This is a genomic window from Rhodopirellula europaea 6C, assembly GCF_000338295.1.
GTDB lineage: Bacteria > Planctomycetota > Planctomycetia > Pirellulales > Pirellulaceae > Rhodopirellula > Rhodopirellula europaea.
The window spans coordinates 1-21,686 of sequence record NZ_ANMO01000168.1 but is presented as its reverse complement, the minus strand read 5'-3'; the positions used below and the strand labels follow the sequence as shown (position 1 = coordinate 21,686).

The 21,686-nt window shown below is 57.0% G+C and carries 17 protein-coding genes; 4 read left to right on the top strand and 13 right to left on the bottom strand.

What is annotated here, in order from left to right:
• Positions 1–11: 11 nt before the first annotated feature.
• Genes rsmH through RE6C_RS17360 form a run of 3 tightly spaced genes read right to left on the bottom strand, consistent with a single transcriptional unit; the run spans position 12 to position 2,469 of the window.
• The gene (gene rsmH, locus RE6C_RS17370) at positions 12–989 is read right to left on the bottom strand and encodes a 16S rRNA (cytosine(1402)-N(4))-methyltransferase RsmH (protein WP_008658584.1); all 978 of its coding nucleotides are present in this window, start codon (positions 987–989) and stop codon (positions 12–14) included.
• Positions 986–2,041 (bottom strand): sugar phosphate isomerase/epimerase family protein, encoded by a 1,056-nt coding sequence (locus RE6C_RS17365; protein ID WP_008658583.1) that lies wholly within the window; start codon positions 2,039–2,041, stop codon positions 986–988. Before RE6C_RS17365 ends, rsmH begins: the two co-directional genes overlap by 4 nt.
• Before the next feature lie 35 nt (positions 2,042–2,076).
• Positions 2,077–2,469, bottom strand: a complete 393-nt coding sequence (locus tag RE6C_RS17360; RefSeq protein WP_039962376.1) for an acyl-CoA thioesterase — start codon at positions 2,467–2,469, stop codon at positions 2,077–2,079.
• A gap of 106 nt (positions 2,470–2,575) precedes the next feature.
• On the opposite strand from RE6C_RS17360, the gene RE6C_RS17355 reads away from it, so the two are divergent.
• Both RE6C_RS17355 and RE6C_RS17350 read left to right on the top strand, forming a co-directional pair.
• On the top strand, positions 2,576–6,286 hold the full coding sequence (locus RE6C_RS17355; protein ID WP_008658580.1) for a bifunctional proline dehydrogenase/L-glutamate gamma-semialdehyde dehydrogenase: 3,711 nt from the start codon (positions 2,576–2,578) through the stop codon (positions 6,284–6,286).
• A 7-nt stretch (positions 6,287–6,293) separates the two neighbouring features.
• Entirely contained in the window at positions 6,294–6,617 is a 324-nt protein-coding gene (locus RE6C_RS17350; RefSeq protein ID WP_008658579.1) for a DUF167 domain-containing protein, read from the top strand.
• A gap of 305 nt (positions 6,618–6,922) precedes the next feature.
• On the opposite strand, the gene RE6C_RS17345 is transcribed toward RE6C_RS17350, so the two are convergent.
• From RE6C_RS17345 to RE6C_RS17335, 3 genes are all read right to left on the bottom strand, one after another.
• The gene (locus RE6C_RS17345) at positions 6,923–9,112 is read right to left on the bottom strand and encodes an amino acid permease (RefSeq protein ID WP_008658578.1); all 2,190 of its coding nucleotides are present in this window, start codon (positions 9,110–9,112) and stop codon (positions 6,923–6,925) included.
• 190 nt (positions 9,113–9,302) lie between these two features.
• Complete coding sequence (aspS, locus tag RE6C_RS17340; protein WP_039962375.1) at positions 9,303–11,081, bottom strand: aspartate--tRNA ligase; 1,779 nt, start codon at positions 11,079–11,081, stop codon at positions 9,303–9,305.
• Between the two features lie 197 nt (positions 11,082–11,278).
• Positions 11,279–12,019 carry a dienelactone hydrolase family protein gene (locus RE6C_RS17335; RefSeq protein ID WP_008658572.1) on the bottom strand — a complete coding sequence of 247 codons (741 nt, stop codon included), beginning with the start codon at positions 12,017–12,019 and terminating at the stop codon, positions 11,279–11,281.
• Between the two features lie 236 nt (positions 12,020–12,255).
• Here RE6C_RS17335 and RE6C_RS17325 point away from each other — a divergent pair, with 236 nt between their 5' ends.
• Complete coding sequence (locus RE6C_RS17325; protein ID WP_008658571.1) at positions 12,256–12,993, top strand: CAP domain-containing protein; 738 nt, start codon at positions 12,256–12,258, stop codon at positions 12,991–12,993.
• Positions 12,994–13,243: 250 nt separating this feature from the next.
• On the opposite strand, the gene RE6C_RS17320 is transcribed toward RE6C_RS17325, so the two are convergent.
• The 6 genes from RE6C_RS17320 to RE6C_RS17295 all read right to left on the bottom strand — a co-directional run bounded on the left by RE6C_RS17320 (position 13,244) and on the right by RE6C_RS17295 (position 19,375).
• Entirely contained in the window at positions 13,244–15,712 is a 2,469-nt protein-coding gene (locus RE6C_RS17320; RefSeq protein WP_008658570.1) for a YidC/Oxa1 family insertase periplasmic-domain containing protein, read from the bottom strand.
• A 120-nt stretch (positions 15,713–15,832) separates the two neighbouring features.
• On the bottom strand, positions 15,833–16,540 hold the full coding sequence (locus RE6C_RS17315; RefSeq protein WP_008658569.1) for a hypothetical protein: 708 nt from the start codon (positions 16,538–16,540) through the stop codon (positions 15,833–15,835).
• 22 nt (positions 16,541–16,562) lie between these two features.
• Positions 16,563–17,159 (bottom strand): peroxiredoxin, encoded by a 597-nt coding sequence (locus tag RE6C_RS17310; protein WP_008658568.1) that lies wholly within the window; start codon positions 17,157–17,159, stop codon positions 16,563–16,565.
• 54 nt (positions 17,160–17,213) lie between these two features.
• Positions 17,214–17,525, bottom strand: a complete 312-nt coding sequence (locus RE6C_RS17305; RefSeq protein WP_008658566.1) for a Dabb family protein — start codon at positions 17,523–17,525, stop codon at positions 17,214–17,216.
• A gap of 108 nt (positions 17,526–17,633) precedes the next feature.
• On the bottom strand, positions 17,634–18,689 hold the full coding sequence (locus tag RE6C_RS17300; protein ID WP_008658565.1) for a ferrochelatase: 1,056 nt from the start codon (positions 18,687–18,689) through the stop codon (positions 17,634–17,636).
• A gap of 173 nt (positions 18,690–18,862) precedes the next feature.
• Positions 18,863–19,375: an ACT domain-containing protein gene (locus RE6C_RS17295; RefSeq protein ID WP_008658563.1), complete on the bottom strand. Its 513-nt coding sequence runs from the start codon at positions 19,373–19,375 to the stop codon at positions 18,863–18,865.
• A 328-nt stretch (positions 19,376–19,703) separates the two neighbouring features.
• Here RE6C_RS17295 and RE6C_RS17290 point away from each other — a divergent pair, with 328 nt between their 5' ends.
• The gene (locus RE6C_RS17290; protein WP_039962393.1) at positions 19,704–20,741 is read left to right on the top strand and encodes a hypothetical protein; all 1,038 of its coding nucleotides are present in this window, start codon (positions 19,704–19,706) and stop codon (positions 20,739–20,741) included.
• 193 nt (positions 20,742–20,934) lie between these two features.
• Here the strand turns inward: RE6C_RS17290 and metW are convergent.
• On the bottom strand, positions 20,935–21,686 hold a 752-nt coding region (metW, locus tag RE6C_RS17285; RefSeq protein WP_039962374.1), incomplete at its 5' end, for a methionine biosynthesis protein MetW.

Sequence of the window (21,686 nt, the reverse complement as noted above, 5' to 3'; positions counted from 1 at the left end):
GGTTGCGGAATTCACTCGACTCGTTTGGCGACTCGGAGTTTGGCGCTGCGGCTGCGTGGGTTTGCTTGGACTTCTTCGTCAGTTGGTCGCAGCGGTTTCTTCGTCAGGATTTCCCATCGGTGATCTTCTCGGAAAGCATTTTTGACAATGCGATCTTCCAAAGAGTGAAAGCTGATCACCGCGACTCGGCCACCGGGTGCGATCCACTCGGGAGCGGATTGCAAGGTCCGTGTCAGTCCACCGAGCTCGTCGTTGACCGCGATCCGCAATGCCTGAAACGTTCGCGTCGCGGGATGAATGTCGTGATTGCGTGAACGAGGCACACAGCGACGACAGATCTCCACCAACTCACCAACCTTGGTCACCGGATTGCGTTCGCGGGCTCGCAAGAAGATCTGTTTGGCGATGCGGCGGCTGAATCGTTCTTCGCCAAATTGATAGATCGCGTCGGCGATTTCTTTTTCGCTGTGTTGTTGCAGCCACCGGTACGCTGGCACTCCGTTTTCCGGATCGAACCGAAGGTCCAGCTCCGCGTCATCAATCGTGAATGTGAAGCCACGATTCCGATCGGCGAGCTGATCACTGGACAGACCGAGGTCCAGTACCAACGCATCAGCGTGCGTCAGATCCAGTGCGTCAAGCGCCTTGGGCGAGCTTTCATAGCTGCCAAGAAACAGCTCGATTCGTGGATCGTTTTTGATCCAAGATTTTTGCTCGTCACGACGAACGACGGCGGGGTCACGATCAATCGCGATCACACGCGGCGTGTCGGAAGTGGAGCCCGCGTCGGCCAAAACCTCGGCCAACAAACGTGTGTGCCCACCGCCACCGTAGGTGCCATCGATGATCGTGGTCGGGTTGATTTCTCGAACCCATTGCACGATCTCATTCGGCATCACGCTGACGTGTTCTGTCTCCGCGGCGGATGAACCGGCGGAGGCTGACTCAGAGTCTTGGTTGGTTTGGTCCAGTGGTTGCGACGCCGTCACGCGGTCTCCGCCTTGATTTGTGATAGCGATTTTGAGCAATGCAAGGCGGTTTCAATTTGGCCGTGAATCTTCTTCAGTCGTTCCGCGTCGCCACCGCCGACTTCCGCCGCGACCCAGCCTTCAAACTTGATCTCAGCGAGTGCCTTTCGGACGCTCGCCCAATCGATATCGCCTTCGGTAACGTCGGTGAAGCGACCCTTTTCACGCGAAAAGCCTTTGATGTCCAGCTTGCCGATGCGATGTCCCAAAGTCTTCACCCACTCGGCCACATCGCCGTACTTCCAGTGGTTGCCAAGATCGAATTGGACACCGATCCAAGATGTGTTGAACGAGTCGACGAAATCTGCCAGTGGTTGAGCCGATTGCTTTTCGTCTCCACCGTGATCGTAGAGGAAGTGGTTCCAAACATTCTCGATCAAGATTTTGACGCCGAGCTTTTCGGCGAGCGGAACGGCGCGATCAAGAGCTTCGAAAGCTCGTTGGCGGACTTCTTCGGCCGTGCCGTCTTTGCCATGCCCCGGAACGATTAGGAAAGTGTTGGCGCCCAAGTCGGCGGTCTGCTGCAGCGACTCTTCGAGTAACTGTTGAGCTTTCTTGCGAGTTGCTGCATCGGGACTCGTGTGTGTTGTTCCCCAGTGATAGCCACCGACGGTTCCGTCGATCGTCAAACCGGTTTCCGCCGACGCGGCGACCATCGCTTTGACGTCCATACCAGGTGACGTGTTGGGTTCGACGCCTTCGAAGCCGGCGTCTTTGGCGATTCGAAACCGTTCGATCCAAGGGTTGGCTGCGTCGGACTTACCGGCCCGGATCATGCCGGCTTTCAGAGACTGCTTCAGGTAGCCGCCGCTGGTTTCCGATGTTGCTTCGCTCGTTTCGGCTGCCCAAAGTGCCCTGCCCTTCCCCAGCAATCCATTGGCGTCGGTGCTCAGTGGCGAGGGGCTGACTTGGTGGGCCAAGTACGCGGCGTAACCAACGGCGGAAGTGATTCCGAGGCGGCGGAGGAATTGGCGGCGGTTGCTGAGCGATCGGGTAGGTTGGTCAGGACGCATTGGGAGGGCACCAGGAAGGAAAGAGTCAAAGAGCTTCAAGTCAACAATGCTTCGGGAACACGTTGCAATCGACCGTTCTGATCTATCACCGCCAATGTCACGGTCGCTTGCACGAGCACCTCGTCGCCGCGGCGAATCTCATATTCATGGATGATTTTGGCCGCGGTGATTTTGGCGATTTTCGTCACGATATCGATTTCATCATCATAACGTGCGGAGGCACGATAGCGACAATCGATGTGGACCACCACGACATACAGGCCCGCTTCTTCCACTTCGCGGTACCGGCCCCCCGATGATCGAAGGAACTCCGTCCGTCCGATTTCGAAATATCGCAAGTAATTTGAATGGTGAACCAGGCCCATCGGATCACATTCGTCGTAGCGAACTCGCAAACGGAACACATGTTGCGGCAAATCAGTCGTCATTGCAGGCGTCTTTGGGTTGCGGCGGAATGCCGTAAAGAAATCGTTGTCAAAACAGGCGGTTGCAAGTTGCCAAAGTTTAGCCGTCAATGGTTGATCGGCGAACCTCGTGTCTTCGATCTTCGTTTCCGCAGAATCTCTTGTTAAGGATCGTGTCTTGAATCAGCCCGACTCAACCTTGTCGTCAACATCGAAGGGGTTTGACCCCGAGCAGGATGCCGCCGCCGCGATTGAGATGGCGGCTGATCTCTTGCGAGAGTCGCGGGCATTGCAGACACCACAGGAACGTCGCCAGCAATCTGAACTGGACCGGATGATCGGCCACGATGCCGACAAAGCCACTTTGGTTGAGATGACCGATCAAGCGTTCCGGACACACACGCCGGCCCGTGTGGCGGACCAGATGACCCACTTGTTGGATCTGCAGGGTATTCCGCGATTCTTCAGTCCTGTTGAACAGGCCATGCTGAAAGGGTTCCAATCCTTTGGCGAGTATCTACCCGGCGTGGCGGTGCCGTTGGTCAAAGAAAAGATGCGTCGTGAAACGGCCAATGTGATTCTGCCGGCGGAACCAGATCTATTGACTCCGCACTTGGCATCGCGTCAGCGTCACGGCGTCGCGATGAATGTCAACTTGCTCGGCGAAGCATTGCTGGGTGACGACGAAACACGAAGGCGGATGCAGTCGTTCTATGAATTGCTCCGCATGCCCGAGGTGCGATGTATCTCGGTCAAGCTCACCACGCTTTACAGCCAAGTGTCTCCGCTGGCACGAGAGCACACGATTCGGATGGTCGCCGACCGTTTGGAACGGCTCTATCGCAACGCCAACCACATGGACGATGGATCCAAGGCGAAAGACAAATTCGTGTACTTGGACATGGAAGAGTACAGCGATTTGTATCTGACCGCGGACGTGCTTCGCGAGACTCTAGAACGCGACGATTTGGAATCCGTTCAAGCCGGGATTGCGTTGCAAGCCTACGTCCCGGATTCCTGTTTGGTGATGCGAGACCTGATTGAATGGTCGACCAAGCGAGTCGCCGGTGGTGGTGCTCCATTGACGATCCGATTGGTCAAAGGCGCAAACCTTGAAATGGAACGCGTGCATGCTTCGGTTGGTGGATGGCCGCTGGCTCCGTACACGAACAAGCATGACACGGATGCGAACTTCAAACGCATGCTATGGGAGCTGATCACAGCCGCAGCAGATGGAAACATTCGCGTCGGGGTCGCCTCGCACAACTTGTTCGATGTGGCGCTCGCCATGATTTGGACCCAGCGATCAGGAGCATCCGACTCGGTCCAGTTTGAAATGCTGGAAGGCATGGCGAATCATCAGCGTCGCGCATTGACCGAACGCGATGCGGCGATGTTGTTGTACGCACCGGCGTGTACAAAATCCGATTTCTTGCACGCGATCACTTATCTGATTCGCCGCTTGGATGAAAACACCGGTGCCGAGAACTTCCTGCGTCACGCGTATCGCTTGCAGCCGGACACACCTGACTTTGAATTGTTGGCGGGGCGATTCAAGGATGCGTTGATGGATTGCAAAACGGTTTCGGTGCAGCCTCGACGAACACAGAACCGGTACCAAACTCCCGTGCAGCCACCCGCGGCGGAACACTGGACGAAGTTCGTCAACGAACCCGACACCGATTGGTCGTTGCCCCACAATTCGAAGTGGGCACAGGAAACACTGGATCGTTGGAAACCACTTTGCGACGAGCAGGCAACTTGCGTGACGCCGGTGCTGGTCGGTTTGCCCGATGCGGAATCGCTCGATGGAGATGATCGCGTTTCAGCAGAATGGTTCACCACCGACGATGTTTCGCGTCCTGGCGTTGTGACTTGTCGGTACAAGAAGGCAACTTCGCCCGCGGTTGAATCAGCCGTCAAAGCATCCAGTGAATCGACCTGGGCGGCGGATCTATCGGTTGATGAGCGTTTTGCCATCCTGCGGTCGGTGGCGCAATTGGCTCGCGAAAGACGTGGGGATTGGATCGGCAGCATGGTGGCCGGAGCAGGCAAAACGGTTGCTGAGGCGGATCCAGAAGTCAGCGAAGCGATTGACTTCCTGGAGTTCTATCCGCTGACCATGAAGGCTTGGGACGAGTGCGATGGGATCCGGTGTGAACCACGCGGTGTCGTCGCCGTCATCACGCCATGGAACTTCCCTTTGGCGATCGCATGTGGCGGAATTGCAGCCGCGATCGCTGCGGGCAACCCGGTGGTCGTCAAGCCATCGATGCAAACGTTGTTGCCGGCTTGGTTGATGTGCCAAGCGTTTTGGGACGCGGGAGTTCCACGCGACGCATTGCAGTTTGTCATCTGTGACGATGAAGTTGCCGAAGAATGGTTGGTCAAGAATCCGATCGTTGACACCGTCATTTTGACCGGTGGCACATCAACCGCAAAACGAATGCTGGACGTGCGACCGGATCTTCACTTGCTGGCCGAAACGGGCGGCAAGAACGTGACGGTCGTGACCGCGATGGCGGATCGCGACTTGGCGATCAAGCATGTGTTGCACTCGGCGTTTGGACACAGCGGCCAAAAGTGCAGTGCCACGTCGCTGTTGTTGCTCGAGAACGAAGTGTTCGATGATCCGGAATTCCGAGAAATCTTGGCCGACGCGGTTCGAAGCCTACCGGTCGGTTCCGCTTGGGATTTGCATACACGCGTGACGCCTTTGGTGGATCCACCAACGGACAAGCTGCGACGTGGTTTGCAAGAACTCGAGGGTGGCGAATCTTGGTTGGTGATGTCCGAGCACGTCGATGGCAATCCAACGTTGTACCGTCCGGGCGTCAAATGGGACGTGCAACCAGGCAGCTTCACTCACACGACCGAGTTGTTTGGTCCGGTGATGGGCGTGATGCGATTTGGTCGGCTGGAAGAAGCGATCGAGATCGTGCGTTCAACCGGGTATGGACTGACGAGCGGACTGGAAAGCTTGGACGATCGAGAAATCAAACTGTGGCGAGAATCCATTCCGGCCGGCAACCTTTACATCAACCGTCCGACAACCGGTGCGATCGTGTTGCGACAACCGTTTGGTGGAGTTGGTTTGTCCGCTTACGGACCCGGCATCAAAGCCGGTGGTCCCAACTACGTGCTCGCTCTCTCTCGCGTCACGCACGTCAACGACTGGCAACCGCCGACGGATGAGGTGGAGGCTTCGCACGATCAGCTCGATCGCATGCGAGATTGGATCGAGCGTGGTCGTTACTCTGACGAGATGTTGGGCGATGGTCAGAAGTTCCGGATCGAACGAGCGATCACGTCGCAAGAGATCGCCAACGCAACTGATTTCGCGTTGGAGCACGACACCTATCAATTGATCGGTCAAGACAACATTCGTCGTTATCGATCCGTCGATGGCATGACGATTCGAATCGAGAAGGGTGACGACATCGCCGACGCGATCGTGGCGATTTCAGCCGCGGTTTGTGTGGGCACTCAGTTCACTCTTTCTCTGTCGCCCGAGCTGGATCGGTCCAAGTCGGCGATGCTGGAAACCACCGCCGATTGGTTGCCAGGATTGATTGATCCGATCGAAGAATCTGTTGAGCAGTTGGTCGAGCGAATCGAAGGCGGCGGTGTCAGCCGGATGCGTACGCTGACTCCCGCGAAAGAATCGATTCGTCGAGCTTGCGGGCGAAACTTCATCACGGTCATTGATGAACCGGTTGTGGATCATGGTCGCATCGAATGTCTGCGGTACTTGAACGAGCAATCGATCTCGCACGACTACCACCGCTATGGCAACTTGGGGCGTCGCTCCGCAGCGTTGTCGAAACCCGCGGAGGAATGAAAAGCGGATGAGTGGATCAAGCGTCGCACTGGACCGACAGTGCGAAGGATTGACATGGAAGTTTCGCGTGCGGGTGACTCCCAAAGCCAAGAAGGCTTCGGTGGGTGGGCTGCATGACGGAGCGTTGAAAGTGTCGGTCCACGCGGTTCCGGAAGGCGGCAAGGCAAACAAAGCGGTCATCGCATCGCTCGCGAAATGGTTGGGCGTTAGCAAGAACCGTGTCGCCATCACCGCCGGCGACACGTCTCGGTTGAAGATGGTCCAAGTCGAGTTCAATTCGACGGGCGAGATGGATGATGCCGAGGCGAAGTTAAAAAAAGAGTTGGCCTGATTTCGCGAAGGTGTTTCCTGCCTCGCACTGCACGGAATCGGGGCTCCTGTCCGGTTCTGAATTTTTCTAGGCTGGTTTCTCGCTAGTACCTGTAGCCGACGGAGGCTCTCCGTCGGCACGAACGCAACCAATCGCAGCAAGCGATTGTGCTCCCCAGCAGGGACGAGACAATGAGCTTGTCGATGTCTGTTATCCGTGACTTGCCAGCGTCTTTCTGCTCGGATGGGATTGCTGTGTCGACCCTTCGGGCTTCGGTGAGCGGAACGATGCTGATTGACGCCATGACACCTTGGCTCTTTCGTCCTTTAGCCGCGGCGGCTAATGATGATCACGGGGCAGTCGGACTCGAGAGCGACCTTGCGGGTGAAGTCACCGAACAGTTTTCGGCGGGGGCCCAGTCGCTGAGCCCCGAGAATGATCAGTCCCGCTGAGCCGGCTCGATCGACGATTGTTTTGATTGGATCATTGCTCAGCACCACTTCGCGTTCACAAACTCTGCCAGCGTTGACGCGCGAGGTTCGATCCAGCTCTTTGCGGATGCGTTTTTGATCGGCACGAAGCGTATCGGTGGGGATCACTCGCAGAAACTTGACTTGCCTTTGTTGCTCACGAGAGAGACTGCTGAGCAATCGTGTGAGCAAGTAGTCGTGGCCGCCGCGTCCACCAACGGGTACGAGGATTTGCTGGCTTTGGTCGAGCTGCCAATCTTTGGGAGCACGAAGCACAACGACGTCACTGGATAGTTGGCCGAGCAAGCCTTCCAGCGGCGTGTCGCGTGCTTCTGGAGTGATTTCGCTCAAGCCCAACAGCACCGATTGGCATTGATGCAATTTGGCGACGCGGGCGATTTCCATCATCGGTTCCGCGGAAACTGTGGTTAGCGTCTCGCAGCGAATACCGAGACTTGCCGAAGCGTGCAGAACCTCGTTCATCACCGAATGAAGCTGTGCCGAGGGGCGGTGATTGACAACCGGATCCCAGTCATGAGGTGCGACGACGACGGTTTGCACCAGCACGCGCCCGAGTGCGGCGGGAACCAAAGTATCCGCTAGCGCAATCATGGCGCGTGCGTTGTTGGGATTCGCGATCGGTACGAGAACCAATGGCGAATTGCCACGCAGTCGCGAAAGTTCGGGATTGCTGGCGATGTTGGACACATCGGTCAGGCGTGCTCGGCGAGCAAACAAGGACAGGAACAGAACGCCGCCTATCGCGATCCACATGACCGCGATGATTCCGGCTTCGGGCACCGCGATGCCTTGGAAAATCGCCAAGGCCAAACAAGCCAAACCGCCAACGACAGGAACGGCTGGGTAACCGGGGACTCGGAACGGTGGCGGTGTCAGCTCGCTGCGTTGACGAACCAAAATCGCCAACCAATGAGCAATCGCGAATGTCACCAAAAAGATCAAGCTCGATGCCGCACCCGCCGCCGCGATGTCCGGCAGAAGCTGAATCAGCAAGCACACCAAACCGGTCGTTACCAAGACCGAGATCCAAGGGGAACCGGATCCGGCGGCCAAGCGACTCAGTGCGTTTGGAAGTGTGTTGTCCCGCGACATCGCGAGAGCAATTCTCGATGCAGCAAACAGGTTGGCTTGCAGAGCCGAGAACATCGAGAGGACCGCCGCGATCAACACCAACCAGTAACCTGACGTGCCGAGGTAATGCCGCGCGGCCAAAGCGACCACGGCTTCGGGATCCGATGCAGCCAATTCGCGAATGCTTTGGGACTCATCGGTACCGACGGTGGAAAGCACAAACAGGAGTGGTAAATAAATCAGCAACGCGATGATCAGCGACAACAACATTGCTCGTGGGATGTTCTTGCTCGGCTCGCGAACTTCACCGCCGACCGCCGCAATCAAGTCGAATCCTTGCAAAGCGATGAAACTGTATCCCATCGCTTGTACCAAGCCGCCCCAACCAGATCCGAGAAACGGACGTAGCTCAGCGGTGGTTTTGGAAACGGGTTGCCCGGTCAGCACCCAAAATCCGCCGATGATCAAAACCGAGAAGACAGCCACTTTGGCGACGTTGATCCAAGCTCCTCCGCCGGACGTTCGAAACGTCATCAGGCCGCCGATGCCGACGGTCGTCGCAAGCGAAACGACCGGGACGCTCCAAGGTTCGCCAAGCCAATGCGGGACCGAACCTTGAGTCGCGAACAATTCGCTCAGCAGCAGCGTCGCGAAACTTCCGAAGCCGATCGCGTAAAGAACGGAGGCAACGATCGATGCAAACCAAACGACCCAGCCCACCGTGAAGGCGGATTCAACCGAAAGGACTTTGCGGCTGAAGGTGTAAGTCCCGCCAGACTCGGGGAACTTGGATGCCATCTCGGCGAAGCTGAGAGCGGTCAGAATCGCGATGACGCCATTGAGACCAAACGCCAAGATTGCGGATGGACCCGTCGTCGCAAACGCGACTCCGGCCAGTGCGAGGATACCGCCACCCACGATCGCACCGACGCCGACGCTGGTGGCTCCAAACAAACCGAGGTGGCGATTAGCGGCGATGATGCGATCCGTCGATGGAAAAGAGATTCAATCGGCGAGGTCCGACAGCAGTGAACGCACGACCGCCCTGCCCTGCTCTGACCTCGCTCCAACCAACGTTTGTAGCAAGAATTGGTTGGCGAACCAACGAGGTGAGCTGGGCAAATGGATCGATGCGAGTCCGCGATCAGGTTTTGGCGGAGACCGTTCGCAGGTGCAGTTCGTTGAGTTGATCCGCATCCACTTCGCCAGGAGCACCCGTCATCATGTCGGCGGCCTTTTGCGTTTTGGGGAACGCAATGACTTCGCGGATGTTCTCGAGGCCAGCGAACAGCATCACCCAGCGATCGACGCCCAACGCGATCCCGCCGTGTGGAGGTGCACCGAAACGCAATGCGTCGAGCAAGAACCCAAAGCGATCGCGAGCGGTTTCTTCGTCCATGCCGAGCAGTTCAAACACTTGCGATTGAACCTTGCTGTCATGAATCCGAATCGTTCCACCACCAGCTTCCGATCCGTTGATGACCAAGTCATAGGCTTGGGCACGGCACTTCTCAGGCGACTCTTTCAGAAGTGGCAAGTCTTCTTCGAGTGGAGCGGTGAAGGGGTGGTGCATGGCGACATAGCGACCGGCTTCTTCGTCCTTTTCGAACATTGGGAACTCGGTCACCCAACTGCAGTTCAGCTCACCTTCTTCGTAGAGCTTCAGTTCCACAGCCAAACGTTTACGAAGTCCGGAAAGGCCTTTGCAGGTGACTTCCCAGGTGTCGGCCAAGAACATCAGCAAGTCTCCAGGTTCGCCGCCCATCAGTTCTTTGATTTCAGCCAAGTGTTCCGGCTCAAAGTTCTTCGCGATCGGGCTCCACAGTGTTCCGTCATCTTCGACGCGGAACCAAGCCAAGCCCTTGGCACCGAAGTCTTGTTGCACAAACGCGGTCAACTCATCGATCTGCCGTCGCGAGAACTTGAGGGCGGCGTCTTTGACGTTGATGCCACGGACGAAGTTGCCAGCGTCTGCGGTTCCGCGGAAGACTCGGAAGTCGGTCTTCGCAGCCACCGAAGTGACGTCGACGATTTCCAAACCAAAACGCAAATCGGGAGCATCGGAACCAAAGCGACGCATGGCTTCTTCGTAGGTCATGCGAGGCAGTGGCAGTGAAATGTCTTTGCCCAAAACTTGTTTGGCTGTTTTGGCGACCAAGCCATCGATCAATCCGATGATGTCTTCCGAGTCGACAAAAGACATTTCCAAATCGAGTTGCGTGAACTCGGGCTGGCGGTCGGCTCGCAAGTCTTCGTCGCGGAAACACTTGGCGACTTGGACGTAGCGGTCAAAACCGGCGACCATCAAGATTTGTTTGTAAAGCTGCGGCGACTGAGGCAACGCGTAGAAGTTGCTCGGATGCACGCGGCTGGGGACCAGGTAATCGCGAGCTCCTTCGGGTGTGCTGCGGCCGAGGATGGGCGTTTCGACGTCGATGAAATCGTGCTCGGCGAAGTAGTCTCGCATGCACTTGATGATTTCGCTGCGACGGATCAGGGCCTGCTGCATTTCTTTGCGGCGAAGGTCCAGGAAGCGATACTTCAGACGCAAGTCTTCGCCGGGCAGATCGGATTGGCCGGGCGTGAAGGGAGGCGTTTCGGAGGCCGAAAGGATCTCGAAGTGTTCGCTGCGAACTTCGATTTCACCGGTTTCCAGTTTCGCGTTGGTTTTGCCTTCCAATCGATCCGCCACCACGCCGCGGATCAAGATCACGCTTTCATTGGGCACGTGGCCGGCTTGTTTGATCAGCGATTCGTTGGCTTCGGGTGGCCCGATGACGACCTGGGTCAGTCCGTAACGATCCCGCAAATCGATGAAAACGGCTCCGCCATGGTCTCGTTTGCTGTCCACCCATCCGCACAGGGTCACGGGGGAGCCGACGTCAGATTTGCGAAGCGCGCCGCAGGTGTGGGTTCGTAACACGGGTCGAAATCAAAGGGTTCGAGGGGAAGAAAGCTACGGGACGATCCATCAGGGGTTGGTGGAAGGTTCCGAATTTCGCGAAAACGAACCGCAAAGGATACGCGATCGTCGCTCATTCGTAAGTGGGACGATTTTCCATCCAACCCCAAATTGCCAGGCGGGATCGCCAATCGGCGATGAATTCGTTTTCTCGGCCGCTATCGCAGGTGGCGGTTGAGGTGCTGGCACGCCATGGAGTTGAGCAGCAGGGCGAGTTCTGGGTCATAGCGATGCCCCTCGTCTCGCATGAAAGCATGCTCGCCGTTGAACTCGTGCCAGGAAAAACTGACGCCGGCCGCGGTCATCGCGTCGTAAATCATTCGCCGTCCTTCGGCGGGAATGTGTGGGTCTTGCCGGCCCCAGATCATCAGCATCTCGGCCTCAATCTCAGGTATGCGATCGAGACTGTTGTCGTTCATCCCTTTGCCGAGACTTCGTTTGTGAATGTCGGTCGCATAGAAGCAGACTCCGGCATCGACTTCCTCATTCATCGCCGCACGAAATGCCAAGTGCCCGCCCAGGCAGATGCCGACCGTGCCGACTTTTCCGGTGCAGCCTTCGTCACCGCCGAAGAAGTCGATGACGGATCGAGCGTCGGCATCGTAGGCGGTAATTTCCTTTTCGATCTTCAAGCGGTTGCCGCGGTCGGTGCCCTCTTTGTCGTAGGCGAACGACTCGCCCAGTTCGGTGAACTCGTGATAGACATCCGGAACGGCGACCAGCAAACCGTGTCCCGCCAGCACGGCTGCGGTACGGGCGATCGGAGCCGTCATTTGGTAGATCTCGCTGTAGAGAATCACACCGGGATAACGGCCGGAGCCGTCCGGACGAAACAAATGCGTCCGCATCGGACCGGTGGGCGTTTCGAGATCGACGAAGGAGGGAGCTTGGATTCGCATGCTGAGTCGGGACGGTGTCAAATCAGTGAGTGGCACAGCGAAGGGTTCGCCGAAAACCAGGATTGCGACACGTTTTACCAGCTCGATGAAGACGAAGGGAATCGCTTGTTGCGCCCGATTGGCATCGAGCGGTGCCGTGACGAAGCAGACGCCGGAAAATTAGGCATGACGATTGCATCACGCTGCTTATCGGGCGATTCGGTTTTCGGTTCAAATTCTCTATCAGGAGTGATGCGGTGCGTGGTTGGTTGATGTTTGGATGTTTGTTGTTTGTCGGTCCGTTGGTGGCTCAAGAGGGATCGACGGCGGTCTCCGTTGAGTCGGAAAGCGATAGCGAAATGGTTGCGGAAGTGGAAAACGCAATCGTCAAGCAAATCAACGACTACCGCAAAAAGAAGGAGCTCAGTCAACTGGAAGTGAACGACGAGCTGCAGGCGACCGCGAAGAAATTCGCGGAGTTTATGGCGGAGTCGGGCAAGTATGGCCACCGCGCGGATGGCAACACGCCCGCCGAGCGTGCGAAGGCGGCTGGATACGAGTACTGCGTCGTTCGAGAGAACATTGCTTATCGTACTAACACCGGCGAAGTCACCGCGAAGAGTTTGATTGACATCTTCGTTCAGGGATGGATCGATTCACCGCCGCACCATGAGAACATCGTGGCCAAACACATCACGCAAACAGGGGCCGCTGTCGCGACGGCCGATCAAACGACCTATTACGCCGTCCATTTATTTGGCCGTCCCAAATCGGCTCAGATCGAAATTTCGGTGTTGAACCGATCAGGCAAGGTCCAGACTCTTTCGATCGAAACCAATGAAAGTGTCGATGAAATCGAGATGCCGCCTCGAACCACCGTCAGCATGAAACGCTGTTTTCCAACCACGTTTCGAGTCGATGGTCTGGAAGCGAAAAAAGTGGATGAATCAGTGGAATTGATTCTGACCAAGAAAGGCTGGGAAGTGGCCGATTGAACCACCGCCCTGCCCTGCCCGGATACGGCTTCAAGCAATCGGCTCAGTCGCCCTCATCGCGTTGCGGTCGTCGAGTCGCGTGACGCGAACGGTTTGGCAGCTGTTGTGTCGGTAGGACCTGTATCCGACGGAGGCTCTCCGTCGGCATGATCGCAATCCGGGGCGGTCGCCCGGCGGCTGATACGGAGAGTGCCACTCCCATCAGCCGGAACTCGCTACGTCTGGTTTTGAATCGCGGGTCCTGAGCCTGCTAGCGGCGTTTCTTGTTGCCGGGCTTCTTCGACGGTGGCCGTTTGCGGTCTTTGGGCAGCGGGGCGGCTTCTTCTTCCGGCGTTCCCAATCGCTCGCGGAGTCGATCCGCCATCGTTTTGGGTTTGCCGTCGGAGCTTTTCTTTCCATTGGCACCCGCCGAATTGTTGACTTTGCCATCGACGGTTCCGCCCCCCGCGGCTGCGCCCTGCAGGGTTGCGGGGTCGAAGTGAGGTTTGGACGGCAGCGTTTTCTTGACCAAGATCCGCTCGCCGATTCCCCACAGACTGCTGGTGATGAAGTAGATGCACAGACCAGCTGGCACTCGGAAGAAGAACAGACCCATGACCAAGGTCATGTAGTTCATCATCTTCTGCGTCATCGCGGTTTGCTCGTCCGTTGCCGGTGGCATGAACATCTTTTGTTGAGCCAGGAACAACGAGACCACGATCATTGGCAGGATGTTGAAGTACGGGCCCAACCAACCGGTGCCGCGGCCTCCCAAGTAGTCCCACATCCAGTCGCCCCAGTAATACATCATGTCGGGAGCGGCCAGGTTTGACGCCCAAGTCGTCCAGGATGCAAACGCGGCTTGTCGCAGTTCGATGTCGACCGACAGAGTTCGGTACAGGCCGATGAAGATCGGCAACTGCAGGAACATGGGGGCACAGCCAGCCATCGGATTGAACCCGACGCGCTGTTGCAGTTCCCGCTGGGCTCGGACACGAGCTTCCATGTCGTCTTTGTGCTTCTCGGCGATCTTCTTCAGTTCAGGGGCCAACTCTTGCATGCGTTGAGCGTTGATCGCCGCTTTTCGCGAAAGCGGGAACATCAGGCCACGAACGCACAGCGTCAGCAGCACGATTGCCAACGCGTAGTTGCCGACGTTGGAGAACAGGTGCAACAACCCGCCCAGAGGTTTGGCGACGAACGAGAACCAACCGTAGTAGATGCAATCGCCCAAACCGTAGGCTTCCATCACGTCGGGCTGTTTGGGGCCAGCGAACAATCGGAGTGATTGTTTGAGCGACGATCCCGGGGGCACGTCGGCGATGGCACTGTCGAGATAGAAGCTGGCGTTGACCGCGCGTTCTTTGTTGTCGGGAACCGCAGTTGGGTCAGCGATAATATTCGCGGCGGCACGACGGAATGTCTTGAGTGACTCTTGGCCTTCCGGTGGCAACATCGCGACGGTGAAGTATTGAGCGTCGACACCGATGTAACTCAGGTTGCGAGCCGGCGGTGCGGAATCGGGAGCGAACAGTGTTTGGTCATCCGCTTCGGATTCGTTCTTCGCCCGTTTCAGCAAAGCGTAACCGGAGACCAGTTCGTGACCTTCGGCGGTGGTCTTGTAGACGATGTCGCGAGCGGCCGAGCCACCCCAGTTGGGACTGATCTTGTTGCTGTACCACCAGCCTTCCAGGGTGATGCCATTGGCACCTTCAATGCGATATGCGAGTTCCTGTGCTTCCTCGGCCCGGTTGTCGATCTGCACATCCATGTCCAGCGAGTAGCTGTCTGGTTTCAGCGAGTAGGTCCGTTGCAGTCCAACTGATTTACCCGATACCGGCTTCATCTCAGAGTCGGACAACTGCAGTTGATAGGAAACCTTGTCTGCTTCTTGTGACGCATCCCAAATCAGATCGCCCGTGTCGACCATGCCTTCGATGGTCTTCTCGCCAGATTGAATTTCGCGGCGACCGACACGTCCAACCGTCAAAAGACATGACAGTCGCGAGAGGTTGCCTTCGACTTCATCGTCGCCACCGTGTTCGGCCAATCGAACCAAATCCAGCGGATGTTCGGTCAGCGTGGTCTTGAAGTCGATCGATTTTTCGTTCCGCAGAACCGTGACGGTTGCGGATTCGCCTGGTTTGGTTTCCAGCATCGATTCGCGAAGCATGGACAGGTTGTTGACGTTGGTATCGTTGAACCCGGTGATGATGTCGCCAGGTTTCAGTCCGCCTTGTACACCGGCGGCGGTTGCTAAATCCGCGGGCGTTCCCGGTCCGACCACGTTGACCCGGATCCCGAGGTCCGTCGCGGTCGGGTTGGCGGCCAAGTACCCGAGGTAGCCGGAGCGAACGTCGACGCGCCGGTATTTCAGACGCCCGTTCTCTTTGCGTTCGGTCAGTTCAATTCGCTCAATGCCACCGCCGCGACTGTTCAGCGTCACCAGCATCACGTAGCCGCTGGTCGGGTCCATCGAGCCGAGGGTCGACCAAGTTGGCGAGCTGGGACGCTCAACCGCATCTGTTTCTTTGGAGGTCGCTTCCCCGTCACCTTCGCCGGCCTCGGGCGCATCCGTGTCGGCAACCAGGTCCTCGGCTGGTTCAGCGGTTTCGCCGTCGACTTCCGCGACCGCGTCTTCCTCCGGTGGCAGTGGTGGCGCGAACATGGTCCGAAGGGACATGTAGATCAGGAAAAACGCCATCGACGAGAGGATGAACGAAAATAGTCGGCGTTCCACTGAACTGTCGGCCAATCAGAAGGGAGGCGGGTGGGGAAGCCCGCTATTCTTGCCGCGCAACGCGTTCTTGAAAAGCCAAACTCAATGTGCGGGATAGCCTGGAGGCCCAAAAACGCAAGCTCAAGCCGTCAAAGGCAGGGGCGTTTCGCACAATCGTTTCAAATACGCCTGAAGATCCGCCTCGGAAACGCCCTGTTCAGAGCGATCCAGGACAATCCAGGGCCGAGCCTTGCGGATCACGCCTTTTTCTAGGAATTCGCCGAAGAGACGCAGTTGCAGGTGCCCTTCTCGACGCAAATCGGTTGTGAACGGTGCGTCAGTGGGTGCCAGCAGCACGGCGATGGAGCCGGTTTCGCCGTGTAATTGAACGGTTGAAATCGGCGGGCTGCCGTCGCCCAACGTGTCGCCCTGGTCGAAGATCACGCCGCAATCACCCAAGGCGGTGAGGTCCAGCGTTGGATGCGTGTCGAGCAGCAACGTCTGAATCGACAGCGTGGGTTCGATGACCAGTCGAGTTTCCGTGGCTTCCACCACTCGCAAAGCCAGTCGCAATGAGTACTGGCTGTCGGCCTGAGGAAGGGTCACGTTCCAAACGTCGCCCCGGACGGATTGTTCCGTGGCGACGGGAAGCGTGTCGTCGCCAACTGGCAACAAGTTCACGTGCAAGGAACCATCGGGATCGCCGAAGCTGATTCCCTTGCTACCGCCCGCGGTGTGGCAAACCCAGTCGTGCCCATCCGCATTCCAGTGCGCGGTGAAGCACTGGCCTGCGGTTTGGTCACAAGCGGAGCCGGGAGCCGACGCCGCGAAATCTTGAAATTGCCACATGGGGATCAGCTCGATTGCTTGCTTAGCTTTTGTATTCGGCGCCGAAGAACTCTTTGCTGCCTTCCACGTCCGCTTTGATTGTACGCGAGCCTTCCTGCCAGTTGGCTGGGCAGACTTCGCCATTGGTTTCAAAGTACTGGAGGGCTTTGACCATTCGCAGTGCTTCGTCGACGCTGCGGCCCAGTGGCAAGTCGTTGACGACTTGGTGACGCACAACGCCTTCTTGGTCGATCAAGAACAAACCACGCAGAGCCACGCCGCCGTCGAGCAGCACGTCGTAGTCACGCGAAATTTGCTTGTTCAAGTCGGCGACCAATGGGTATTCGGTTTTGCCGATGCCGCCTTCGTTGCGCGCCGTGTTGGTCCATGCCAAGTGCGTGAAGTGGCTGTCGATCGAGACGCCGACGATTTCCACGCCGAGGTCTTGGAATTCCTTGGCTCGGTCGCTGAAGGCGATGATTTCGGTTGGGCAAACGAACGTGAAGTCGAGAGGCCAGAAGAACAACAGGACGTACTTGCCCTTGTAGTCCGACAACTTGAAGTCGTCTTTGAATGTGCCGTCGGGCATGACAGCGGTGGCGGTGAAATCAGGGGCTTTTTGGGTGACCAAAACACTCATTGTGATATTTGCTTTTAAAAGAGAGTGAAACGTGGTTGTGAAAGTTGAACGAGATCAGTCGCGAAGATTCGAATCGAACACGCGAACTTCGGCCCAATTGGGTTTTTGACGCTCGATGAATTCCAGGTGACGAGGTGCTGTTTGATAAGCGTCATGGGCGGCGCGGTCTTCGAAGACCGTGTGCAGCACCACATCGAAGTCCATGTTGACCGGGCGGTCGTAGTCGGGCTCGCAGCGTCCCACGGCGAAGCCCACCAAACCGGGATGGTCGTTCAAGTAGGTTTGGCAATCATCCAGCAACGCGTTGATGGTTTCGTCGCTACGGTCTTTGGTCGTGAAGAAGACTTGGTGGGCGAGTCGAGGCATGGTGCTCACGAAGGATCGAAAAGGGGGCAGAAACACCGCTTCGTAGACAGGCGACGAAGCCGGTGTGGCCGGAATCAAGATGGCTCGTCGGTGATTCTAGCCGCCGCATCAATTGGCTTGAACCGGTCGCCCGCCCGCCGTCGAAGGTCGCCGCGGCGTGTACAAGCAGCAATCCTGCGGGCAGACATCGTGCCAGGGGCCCAGTTCGCCCAAGGCGGGTTTTTCGTTTGATTTCCCGAGCCGTTCTTGGACCAATCCGCAGATCATTTCGACGAAATCCGGGTGTGTTCCCGCCGACGAGGCTCGTGCCATTTTGATCCCGCGTTCTTGGCAAAGCTGGGCGGCTTCCTCGTCCAAGTCAAACAGGACCTCCATGTGGTCGCTGACAAATCCGATCGGCAGGATCACCAGCGATTCCAATTTCTTAGCGTCGTCCATCTCCGCGATTGCGTCCAACACGTCCGGTTCCAGCCAAGGCTGCGATGGTGGGCCGCTGCGACTTTGGTAAACCAGATCCCAATCCACCGCACCGCAAGCATCAGCCACCAAACGGCACGACTCTCGGAGTTGCTTTTCGTAGTCGCAATTGTCGGCCATGCCCATCGGGATGCTGTGAGCGGTGAATAGCACCTTGGTTTCGGCTGGCGATGCGTCGATGGTTTGGGCCGCTTTAGTAACGTTGTCCGCCATCGCGGCGATGAAACCAGGATGGTTGAATCCCATACGGACTTTCTCGACCAGCGGTGCTCCCTCGCCAACTTCTTCACGAGCCTGAATGATATTTTCGCGATACTGGCGACATCCGCTGTAGCAGCTGAACATGCTGGTGAAAAATGCCAGCGATCGCTTCTTGCCATCCGTCTTCATTTGACGAAGCGTGTCGGTAAAGTATGGATCCCAGTTCCGATTGCCCCAATAGATCGGCAAGTCGATTCCGTTGGCGTCAAATCGTTTTTGCAGTGCCGCGATGAGCTGACGGTTTTGCTCGTTGATGGGGCTGACGCCGCCGAAGTGTTTGTAGTGCTCGGCGACTTCCAGCATCCGCTCACGCGGCACGTTCTTGCCTCGCAAAACGTTTTCGAGGAACGGCATCACATCGTCCTGCCCCTCTGGACCACCAAAGGAAACCAGCAAAAACGAATCGTAAGGAGGCAGTTCACTCATGGCGGGAAGTCAAGAAGGCGGCGGTTGGATGAGATGTGCGATGTCCTTCCAAGGCTATCGAACCTGATTCAGATGGCCGTAGGAAGTCGCCAGCATAGGTTTCGACGGCCTTGGAAAGCCATCGTACGGAGTGATCAACCATCGTGCGGTTTGGCCTGAGAAGGTAGTACGACTCAGTAGATGTCTTGCGGCGGAAGGTTGTCCGCGTCTAAGTCATCTTCGGTGATGATTCGGAAACCTTTTTCCGTCAACGTTTTCATCGCCAAGTCAATATTCTCGACCATGATCGCGACCGCTGGTTTGCCGTGTGGACGCATGAACAGCGGGTACGCCTGAATGATGTTCAGCTCAGCCTGCAGCAACGCCGTGCAAACTCGAAGCAAAGGTTGGGGACCTTCGGGGAGCTCAACGCCAACCAGATCGGACTCGATGATAGCCAGCCCGGCTCGCTCGAGAATCTCTCGGCCGCGGTCCGCATCGCTGATGAGAAAGCGAACGAACGCACATTCCGCCGCGTCATTGATCGACAGGGCCACAATTCGAATCCCAGTCCCCTCGAATCGCCGAACGACCTCGAGCAATTGCCCGACCCGGTTCTCGAGAAAAATGGTGAATTGACGAATCGCAGGAAAATCGCGACCGCGCATGGTTTCGAATTGCGTGTCTGCACCGGCACCAAAGCTCATGCTCGCAATCTCTTGTTAGCGTCAAAAGGCATAATCGCGGGAGTCTACCGGTCGGTTCAGCACACGGCAAACCGTCTGGCCGCACGATTTGATGCGGGATTCCGCAGGGATGCAAGCATTTTCGGAGACGAATCGGATTGAAATGACGAGGCGTGGTGATCGCTAAGTGACCGCAGTGGTGCGAGATCGGGTGGTGCAGTCGCGTGAGGTCTGCCATGCAGCCTTAAGCGGCGGAGGTGGCGCGCCGTTTGCCTCCGTTGATGGTGTTTTCAACTTCGGTCCGCGGCAGTCGCGGGCGCTCAACAACATCAAACAAAAGGTTCACCCCATGAAATTCCTCCATCGCCAACAACCAATTCTTCGTTCTTTGGTCGCGACCGCTGCTGTCTCGTTCCCGCTTGCCTGTGCGCCTGTTGCCATGGGGCAAACCGGGGACTTTGACGCCGAAGACCGCGGCAGCAAAGTCGAAGACGACGCTTGGTACGACATCTCGGAATGGTTCGACGGCAACGACTACAACCCAACGGACGAGGCAATTGGACGTTGGGATGACGAGGTCTTTTCCTATGAAGATGCTCGCACGAGCAGCGACTCAGACAACGACCAACTGATCATTCCCGCCGATACTTTTTATGGCGAGGACTACAACGAGAGCTATGTGTCGTACGAGGATCGTGATGAAGACGGCACGTACGAGCGATCGACCCGGTACATCGATAGCGACGGTGATTCCCTGAACGACGCCTACGTCACCTACGACGACGAAGATGGCGATGGTTTGTATGAAAACTATGACTACTCAGAGCTGGGCAGCACGTCCAAGAACGCCGTTCCTCCATCCAAGATCGCCCAGTCCGTCAAAGACGGTTTGAGTGGGAAACGCCACGAAGTGAAGGGCACGGTTCGCGATATCAAAACCGTTCAACGAGGCAACGAATACTCGATGATGATGCAGGTCAAATCGCAAGACGGGAAAGACATCTGGATCGATCTCGGCGGACATGCAACAGGAGTTCAGCTCTTCGAAGATGACGAGGCCACCTTCTACGGACCGATGGTAAAACGAGGCGACAAGACAGTGCTGGTGGCGACCGCAATCGATCTGCCGAAGCATGGGATGTACAAGGTGGAACGGTCTGGCAGTCGGTACACCGGTGAAGTTCAGTCAACCAAAACCGCCAAGGTCCGCGGGAAAGAACACTTGGTTGTCAAGTTGAAAACCGAGAGCGACAAGATGATGACCGTCGACATGGGCCTCGCATCGAAGGCGAAAAAGCCGAGTGAGGGCGACGAAGTCACCGTCACCGGGGTTCCGGTCAAAATCGGAGATCGAGTCATCCTGATCGCCGACAAAAAGCAAAGCTGATCGAAAACGTCTTCCGATCGCCGCAGAATAGGTTCACGCCTCTAAGTTGCTGAGTCTGCCTATAGGCCTGTTTTGCGGCGTCATCAACCGGGTTAAGGCCTCAGTGGTAGGTCCGCATGTTTTGATACGCGGCCTACCGCTCTCTCGTGACGCCTCCATTCGTTTTATTCGACTCGGGTGGCGTGGTTGGAATTCAGCGTTTTTCGCGGTGAAAAGCAATCACCGCGGTATCGGCATTCAGGTTGGGATCGTTGTCGGGTTCAATGCGTTGACCTCGGTCAACATCCCAAAAGACTTCTTCGTCGATCACGACGTTCAGTTGGCTCAAGAGGTCGCGAACGTCGGCGATCGTGGGGAAGCGTCGGTTGGGCGTGTTGTGCCAATCGAAGTCAAACTCGCCGGGTGCTTTCGGCGATCGCCCATGTGTCACGTAGTGATCTCTGAGTTGGCGATACGCAAAGTTCGGAAAGCTGATGATGGCGTGTCGGCCGACCCGCAGCATCTCGTTCAGCAGTTCCACCACGTTCTCGACGGCTTGCAAAGTCGCGTTGAGGATCACGTAGTCGAACTGGTCGTCGATGAACGCGGGCAGTCCGTGGTTGAGGTCGTAGTCGATCACGTCGATGCCTCGCATCGCGGTTGCCAGAAGGTTCTCCTGAGCCACCTCGACTCCCATCAGTCGATGCGCCGTTGCTGCCGGCGCTGGTGTGCGATGTCGATCGCGAATTGCGGCAAGCAGTTGTCCGTTGCCGCAACCGAGGTCCAGCACGCTGGATCCGGCGGGAATGATCTCCAAGATTGATTCTTCGTCCACGTTCAGCGTGATGTCCGATGGGACCGCGGGGTGCGTTTCCGTGTCCCTCAATCGTTCACGGATCAAAGGTCCATAAGTCGCAATGTCTTTCGCGATTAAGAATGCGTCGTGGCCAGCGTTGGTGGTGATTT

Bases quoted from the DNA above. Each gene is read 5' to 3' on its own strand.
- RE6C_RS17360 (WP_039962376.1), bottom strand. From the start codon at position 2,469: ATGACGACTGATTTGCCGCAACATGTGTTCCGTTTGCGAGTTCGCTAC.
- RE6C_RS17350 (WP_008658579.1), top strand. From the start codon at position 6,294: ATGAGTGGATCAAGCGTCGCACTGGACCGACAGTGCGAAGGATTGACA.
- RE6C_RS17310 (WP_008658568.1), bottom strand. From the start codon at position 17,159: ATGAGTGTTTTGGTCACCCAAAAAGCCCCTGATTTCACCGCCACCGCT.
- RE6C_RS17290 (WP_039962393.1), top strand. From the start codon at position 19,704: ATGAAATTCCTCCATCGCCAACAACCAATTCTTCGTTCTTTGGTCGCG.
- RE6C_RS17295 (WP_008658563.1), bottom strand. From the start codon at position 19,375: ATGAGCTTTGGTGCCGGTGCAGACACGCAATTCGAAACCATGCGCGGT.
- RE6C_RS17365 (WP_008658583.1), bottom strand. From the start codon at position 2,041: ATGCGTCCTGACCAACCTACCCGATCGCTCAGCAACCGCCGCCAATTC.
- RE6C_RS17335 (WP_008658572.1), bottom strand. From the start codon at position 12,019: ATGCGAATCCAAGCTCCCTCCTTCGTCGATCTCGAAACGCCCACCGGT.
- RE6C_RS17300 (WP_008658565.1), bottom strand. From the start codon at position 18,689: ATGAGTGAACTGCCTCCTTACGATTCGTTTTTGCTGGTTTCCTTTGGT.
- RE6C_RS17315 (WP_008658569.1), bottom strand. From the start codon at position 16,540: ATGTGGCAATTTCAAGATTTCGCGGCGTCGGCTCCCGGCTCCGCTTGT.
- RE6C_RS17305 (WP_008658566.1), bottom strand. From the start codon at position 17,525: ATGCCTCGACTCGCCCACCAAGTCTTCTTCACGACCAAAGACCGTAGC.